Origin of the sequence: Nostoc sp. UHCC 0251 (assembly GCF_034932245.1) — a bacterium.
Classification (GTDB): domain Bacteria; phylum Cyanobacteriota; class Cyanobacteriia; order Cyanobacteriales; family Nostocaceae; genus Nostoc.
Window position 1 is genome coordinate 1 of record NZ_JAYGHD010000168.1, and the last position, 7,081, is coordinate 7,081.

7 protein-coding genes are annotated in these 7,081 nt (G+C 39.3%); 2 read left to right on the top strand and 5 right to left on the bottom strand.

Annotated features, from left to right (window positions below; genetic code table 11):
* Positions 1 to 13: 13 nt before the first annotated feature.
* Positions 14 to 1,090, top strand: coding sequence for a hypothetical protein (locus tag VB740_RS16355; RefSeq protein ID WP_323201027.1), 1,077 nt, complete (start codon positions 14 to 16; stop codon positions 1,088 to 1,090).
* Between the two features lie 41 nt (positions 1,091 to 1,131).
* Positions 1,132 to 1,830, top strand: coding sequence for a hypothetical protein (locus VB740_RS16360; RefSeq protein ID WP_323201021.1), 699 nt, complete (start codon positions 1,132 to 1,134; stop codon positions 1,828 to 1,830).
* On the opposite strand, the gene VB740_RS16365 is transcribed toward VB740_RS16360, so the two are convergent.
* From VB740_RS16365 to VB740_RS16385, 5 genes are all read right to left on the bottom strand, one after another.
* Positions 1,831 to 2,505: a hypothetical protein gene (locus VB740_RS16365; RefSeq protein ID WP_323201022.1), complete on the bottom strand. Its 675-nt coding sequence runs from the start codon at positions 2,503 to 2,505 to the stop codon at positions 1,831 to 1,833.
* A gap of 78 nt (positions 2,506 to 2,583) precedes the next feature.
* Positions 2,584 to 3,459 (bottom strand): AAA family ATPase, encoded by an 876-nt coding sequence (locus tag VB740_RS16370; RefSeq protein ID WP_323201023.1) that lies wholly within the window; start codon positions 3,457 to 3,459, stop codon positions 2,584 to 2,586.
* Complete coding sequence (gene holA, locus VB740_RS16375; RefSeq protein ID WP_323201024.1) at positions 3,456 to 4,415, bottom strand: DNA polymerase III subunit delta; 960 nt, start codon at positions 4,413 to 4,415, stop codon at positions 3,456 to 3,458. Before holA ends, VB740_RS16370 begins: the two co-directional genes overlap by 4 nt.
* A 137-nt stretch (positions 4,416 to 4,552) precedes the next feature.
* Positions 4,553 to 5,335 carry a hypothetical protein gene (locus tag VB740_RS16380; RefSeq protein WP_323201025.1) on the bottom strand — a complete coding sequence of 261 codons (783 nt, stop codon included), beginning with the start codon at positions 5,333 to 5,335 and terminating at the stop codon, positions 4,553 to 4,555.
* Between the two features lie 271 nt (positions 5,336 to 5,606).
* Positions 5,607 to 7,081: DNA polymerase domain-containing protein (locus VB740_RS16385; protein WP_323201026.1), on the bottom strand; the 1,475-nt coding region annotated here is incomplete at its 5' end.

The window sequence follows — 7,081 nt, forward strand, 5'->3', positions numbered from 1 at the left end:
GTTTGAAAATGTCTTGATTGCAGGTTTGGGCATTTATAATTGCAGGCTCTTACAGTTAGGAGAAACATCTGTTGGAGAAGATGTCGAGCATTTTTGTGATATTTCCAATACCAATAGGATATGTGTTTGGGGAGAAATCCTAGAATTGAAGTTAGTAGATTTAATTACTGATTTACCGACTTGTTTGCACGATGCGTCATGGTTTGCCCTACTGGCCATTACTATGATGCTAGTGGATAAGGAATTAGACCGAGTATACGTGCATCCCCAAGATGAGTATTTTTCCAGGACTATCGCGCTTGAAATTTTAGCAGATTTGGGTGATTATTACTTAGCTAAAGGTCATCCTTATTTAGATTTTCCTCTAACGTTAGAAGACGCTAAATCATTACTGCCAGTTAATAGAAAGCAAGAGCTAGAAATCGAATTAGAGAAATTTATTATTGATACTTATGAAGACGATTTTGATGACGAAGCACCAGATGTCAGGCAGTTTTCATCCATCTATTTACAGGAAATTTTAAAAGAGTTTTTTGCTGAATCTGACTGGCATGACGATATCAATCAAGAGGCGGTTGTACAACTGCAAGATAAGTACGGTTCACAGTATTCAGAAGGCGCATTTTCTGCTGAAACTGAGGGACACGAACGTTGGGGGAAAACGCTTGTTTTTCTCAAACAGTTTATAGGTCTGGATTCCAGTTTTATCGAAAGCCAGAGCGATTTATTCCTTGATGATGAATCTCAGGCGGCTGATTTACCTGATTACTTCTGTATCGAGTCTCATTTAGAACGTTGGCAAGACCGAACAGTTGTTTTATCACGGTTGGTTCATACTTTGGTTTATTTCATGCTGGTAGGACAAAATTATCATCCCAGTCATCTGCAAGATTTGATGGCTATTCCAGCTTCTTCACGGGCGATATCCAGCTTACAAGCTTGTTTGGGTGTAGCTGCTTACAGAAGTGGTTATTACATGGCTGCTTCAAATATTCCTGAATCAGAAGTTGGGCGAAACTGGCTGCTAGAAAAAGCTTTCCCCGATCTGCTTAATTTTTATCAAACAGGTCGGTTGAGTGGTAAGCAATAATTAATATTCTGCTGTTGGTTTATAAAGACAATTTTATATTTATGAAAAAATACTTATTTATAGGATTATTATTCTTACTGGTTGGATGTTCATCTCCAGAAAAAGAAGATAAAATTTCAGCTATAGAATCAAATCCTTCACCTACGCCATCATTATCCTCAGCTAATGTTAATAATGCTTCGCCATCGCTAAATCCTGAAGCGTTGCCTGATTTATCAAATAAAGAGAAACTTGGAGAAGTTAGTGCAGACAACGATTTAATTGACTCATTCTATTTTGATGGTAATGGTGTGAAAGTGAATTTAACTGTAGCAGCTGATAAAGCTTGTTTTCTCTACGTGCGGCGTAGTACTCCAGACCGAGTTGGTGAGGTTGAAATTGAGTCATTACGGCGCGAGAAATTGGGTCTGTGGCGTTCGTATAACACTCAGCGACTTCTAACTCAACCTGCTGGCAATAAACTAAAGGTTTATTCATCAAGTGAGGAACTTTCTTCTACTTATGAAAATCCTGCTGTATCACAAGAAATGCTTGTAGCCGTGAAGGAATTGAAAGAGCGTGAAAAACCGTTTAAATTACTTTTACGTCAGGATTTGAGGGCGAGTGATTCAGCAAGACGAATTTATATCAATCAGTGTCAGAAATTAGGTAATTTTTATTATAAAGAAGAACTACCTCCTCTCACAGAGAAGGAGAGGAAGGACTTTGGGAAGACTGTTGAAAAAAGTACTAACAATTAGTTATGAAAACAGTGACAATTGCTCCATCTTAGTATTACTTTCAGTTGAAGTTGCTGTAACAGGGTGTTTGTTCTTATTTGACGACTTTTTACCCCATCCTTCTTTCGCCGCGTGTTTGACTATGCGGGAGCGGATATCAGCAGCTAGGGTTTCATAATCAGAGCGGATTTTTTCATACTGAATCGGTTTTGTACCAATCTTCTCCCACAGGTTATCGTATTTGAAATTATCGAAAGGTCTGTGCTTGACTAGGGCATCATGACTTGCCCAGAGGTAAACATCTGTCCATTCGGATGATAGCGGCACTTCAAAAGCAATTGGCATCATAAGTGCAACAACTTCGCTGCTAGAGGCGAGTTTACCTACTTCTCCTTTGTCTATCTCTTTTAATGCTGCATCTAATCTATCGACTGCGATCGCACGCCATACCCAGGACGGAATTGACTGTTGCCAGCCGTTCTGCTGAGTTACAACTGGCCCGGCGATGTATTGAACAATTTCACGGCTTGCTCCTGCTAGATCGAGTAGACTGGCTGTTACAGTTTTGTTAATCCCTTGGCTGGTTAGTAACTGAAGTATCTTTCTAGTGCTAGGAGTAAGAATTTCGCTAGCTTTTTGGCTTTTGCTGTTACAGATGGTTTCTTCGACATCGAATAAGCTTTGCTGCTGGTTCATATTTATTATGTGTAAATAAATACTGCCAGCTAGAAATACTTCTAACTGGCAGTGCTTTTTGATAATGGGTGTGTTTTGCTATGGCAGAAGTAGGTTATCCCAAACGCTTCTAGGAGTAACGTGATGCAGCAATTGCGTTCTTGCTTGAGTGAATTTAGCTAGCAATTGAGTGTTTTTTAATTTCTGCCACCAGTCGTGTTGCAGGTAGGTAAGCAGCCATAATTGTGTCTCGTGATTCCAGCTTGAGATGGAGTTACTCAAACTGAGTGCGTTGAGAATATCGTCAGGAGGTACTTCCAGTTGACTTGTGATTTCTTTTGAGATGGAAGCTAACATTGTGATGTTGGCGATCGCTTGACCAGGACTGCCTGAACTCATAGCTAGTATTTTTTCTGTTGCCTCGATTTGTTGGTCTTTCAGTACAGAAATAACCTCCTCATCAGTTAACCTTTGGAAAGGTATGATTTGGCACCTACTCTTGATAGTAGGTAATAGCTTTTGAGGATAGGACGAGATCAGGATAAATGTTCCAGTTTTCGGTTCTTCCAGCGTCTTGAGAAGTTTGTTGGCGGCGGTAGGGTTGAGCATATCTGCTTCGTGGATAATCACCACCTTTTGCTTGGCCTTGACTGCACTAGTTGAAAGGAATTCAATTACCTCGCGCACCTGTTCTACTCGAATAGCAGGTATACCTTTCTGCTGGGAGGTGTTTTCGGGATGGGTTGGTTTGATTTGTAAGATGTCTAGATAGTTATTTTCTCCTGCCTTCGCGGAGCGACTCTCTCTTGGGAGTATGGCATTTGCGATCGCCAAAGCGGTTTTTCCTTTCCCTACTCCCTCAACTTGACTGCTAAATAGGTATGCAGGAGCAATTTTATTCTGTTCGATTGCTTCAGTCAGGAGAAGTTTGGCGGTATGCTGTCCGGTGATTTCTGTAAATGGGTTGTTTCTCATATCGTACAAATTTCAGCAATTCGACTGGTTAGGTTGTCAATTCCGCTTTTGAGTTCGGCTTCAAGTTGTACAAGTAAAGTAAGGCTGTGTTTAAGGTTTTGAACGCCTACAAACTTGACTTCCTCTTTGAGGTAATACAATCTTTTGGGATTTTTAAGTTCCGCTATTTCTGCAATCTTAGTATCAGATAATTTAGTTTCTACTCCAGCTTTGGTTATTAACCAAGTGCGGAAAATAGAGGTAAGTGTTGCTACTATTTTGAGCGGGTGTTCATTATTATCCAGTAGTTTAGATACCTGCACTATTGCTAAACTTGGATGGTTTCTTAACATAGCAATAGTAAGCTTTAGGTAGTCAGTATTATGATTAACAACGAGCTGTTTTACTTCCTCAAGAGAGATTATTTTTCCACTTGTATAAACAGCAAGTTTAGCGAATTCGCTATTGGCTCGTGCAGTATTATTGCCAATTGCTTCAGCTAGGTAATCAGTGACATCTGGAGTGAGTTTAACTTGATGGATGGCTGCATACTTTCCTATCAAGTTAACTATCCCCTTTTTATCCCAACTAGGGACGAGAGGAAACTCTTCTTGTTGGGCATATTTTAGGATAGTTTTTACTACTGTCCTGCGCGAATCTGGCTTTTTATTACCAGTAATTAATAGAAGGTTGCTTGAAGGTATTCGGGAAAGTTGATTTTCAAGTTCTTGGTTATTATCTTCATTTGATAAACTTCCAATTAGAGAGTCGCTGTCTGTATGAATAATTTTGTTACCTTCTCCAAAGGGCAAGGTCATAACCTCAGTAAAGACTTTGGCAGCAATATTTTTCTCATTTCCAAATAGCTTCACGTAATTGAAAGCTTTCCATTCCGCATGAACATTTTGATTCACTAAATAATCAATTTTTTGATTGAGTGAATAGCTATCTTCGCCGTAGTACAGGTATACAGTCATGATAGATTAGATAAACATTTATTTATCAGGCGTTAGTCGTAAGCGGTGGTTTAAAAAATAAGAGTTAGTATTAACTCTTTCCACATCCTTAGTATTTGTTATATAGCCGCTAGCAAAATATAGCACTCAGTAAATACTTAATTTTGTGCTGGCTGTACTGACTTATGATTTGAGACTTTCTGAACAGTGTTTTCTACTGGTTGAGTACCCAAATATTTCCGCCAAGAATCCAATTGTTGGAGATACTCTATGACTCCACTAGAACCAGTTACCTCATATAGCGCAATAGCTGTTTCCCATTCCTTTAAGCTAGCTTTTTTATGGGAAAGAATTTTGACTATAGCTCCTGGAAGTTTAGTCTCTTTACCAGTATCTAGATTTAGGTGTGATACGCTTTCTAGTAATAGTTCTTGTTCGGATAAAGGAACACCACCATCTTCGATGTTCATAGCATGAAGTTGGGCACTAATTCCTGATAGAGGAAGAGTATGCTGAATTAATTTTTTAACTTTCTTGGTTTTAGCATTCCTCCTTTTTGGTTTAACGATAACTGGGTTGTTTGGTTCTGCAACTTTGTAACACTGGGGAAGTTCTAGAGAAAGTTGGCCTGTTAAGTGCCATGATGCACTTCGTTTTTCTGGCGGGGTGATCCGGTACGAGAACTCGGCTGTTTTTCTCGCATCGCCAAATTTCCTTAGTTTGACCCGCATTTTGTAGCTGATAATTCCTTGAATGTAGGTTTTTGGGTCTAATATTATTCGGTTTGTATTTTCCCACCACTCAATTTCAACAACGCGATCGCCATCTAATTCATAGATATTTCTAACTCTGGCATTAGGATGAGATGCAAGGAATGAGTTCACCCAAGCCCTTTGTTTTTTATTAAGCCTGGGCTTTCGATATGAGGATTTATTTTTCATTAGTTACTTTTCCAATTTAAGAATGATATCTCCATTAAGACATCAATAAATTAGTGAACTTAATCAGTTAGTTAATGACTGATACTGTTTTTACTAATCTGACTTTTAGCGATAAATTTTTGTTTTTATGAAGGATTGAAAATACTTTAATGAAAACCGATTTCATTGTAAGTATTTGTCATTATTTACAAATTATTGATAATTCATGAGTTGAAAAAAGACTTGATATTTATTATTTTCATTGGTTACGTTAAATATCAAGTTTGTTCATCTAGAAAAGGGATAACTGACGTTTATCACCTTCTAGTATTTCAGGAGCGGCTATTTTGAGGATTTCTTCTCGTCTTTTTTCAATTAGGTCAAGATAGTATTGACGTGAATAGCTCTCATTTGTGCTGGTATTAGTAATACCTCTAATTCCGTAATAGTAAATTACTACATCACCAGGTTTTCCTAATTTAAGAAGTTCTTTTTCCCCAACACGAATTTTGCGAGTAATACAGAGTTTTTCTATCGGGTATTTTCCTGATAAAATCTGCGATTTTACTTCTCTGAAATATTCCTCTGCCGTAGATTGGTTTTGGATTAAGTAGGTTAGATATTCAACAGGAAATTCTTTCTCTAGCCTTGAGCGAGAACGGTTTCTCCAACTACCTTTGCGGATAATCCAGTTATCTTTCAGCCATAACAGATAGTTCTTAGTTCCCCTTTGTGGAATAAACATTGCATTGGCAATAAACTCTAATTTGACGGTTATTCCTTTGGGTAATTCAGACTGAAGTGTGGCATACACTTTTTCTGGGTTGGGGTGAGTAAAGAACACCCCGTCAGTATCAACTTCTACAGGGGTTGCGCCAGCATTATTGATTACTTCAATCATGAATTGTAGGATGCGCCGACCGTAAGCTGTTACCAAGGCGGCTGCTTCCATATCGTTGAAGGCGAGTTCCGATGTTCCGAAGAACCCAAACTGAGAATTAGCTAAAACTTTGGTGGATTCTCTTTTTTCCTTGGCAACAATGTCACCGGTGCTGGCAACTTGTTCCAACCTTAATTTCTCATTTACCAAATATTGCAAGATGCTCAAGCCGATTCGCTTTGTATCCTTACGAGAGACAATTCCTTTCGACAATATGGTTTTGGGGTACATAGAACTAATATCGATGTATCCAACCTTTTTATATAGTCCTGGAATAGAGTAGGCTATCCCCCCTTGGAATTTATACTTACGGTCGGGTTTGGGTTTGTATCCTGGGTAGTGATGCGAGAATATTTGCTTCCACTTGGTGCCGTTACCAGCGAGGGCTAATTGCTGGAGGTTCATTCCCGGTACAACCAGTGCTTCATAGTGGTATGAAGGTACAAGTCTGTTAGCTATGAGTTGCGTATCTTCCAAGTCGTAAATAAGGTAATCCTTGATTTTCTGCCATCCCCTACTACCAGAACCGGCTTTCCAGCAGGCGAGAATTTCTTCATAGGGTAGAACCAGTCGCCCTTGCTTACGCAATCCCATTTCCAGTACCACCTGTTTAAGCGATCGCCCGTTAGTAAGTTCCTTGGCGACAAAATCCCACCTGAGAACGCAGATAAAGATATCTACGTGTAGGCAGTTGCGGATGAATACCTCCTGAATTTCCAGTGGTTCGCCGCGTACTTGGGCAGTTCGGATAGTGCGCTTCTTAGATGCAATTGGGAGCAACGCGATTTGGTGAGATCGGGCAAAAAAGCTGCGATCGCTAAAAATTA

Coding starts and splice junctions, on each gene's coding strand:
- VB740_RS16370 (WP_323201023.1), bottom strand. CDS start 3,459: ATGAGAAACAACCCATTTACAGAAATCACCGGACAGCATACCGCCAAA.
- VB740_RS16365 (WP_323201022.1), bottom strand. CDS start 2,505: ATGAACCAGCAGCAAAGCTTATTCGATGTCGAAGAAACCATCTGTAAC.
- holA (WP_323201024.1), bottom strand. CDS start 4,415: ATGACTGTATACCTGTACTACGGCGAAGATAGCTATTCACTCAATCAA.
- VB740_RS16360 (WP_323201021.1), top strand. CDS start 1,132: ATGAAAAAATACTTATTTATAGGATTATTATTCTTACTGGTTGGATGT.
- VB740_RS16380 (WP_323201025.1), bottom strand. CDS start 5,335: ATGAAAAATAAATCCTCATATCGAAAGCCCAGGCTTAATAAAAAACAA.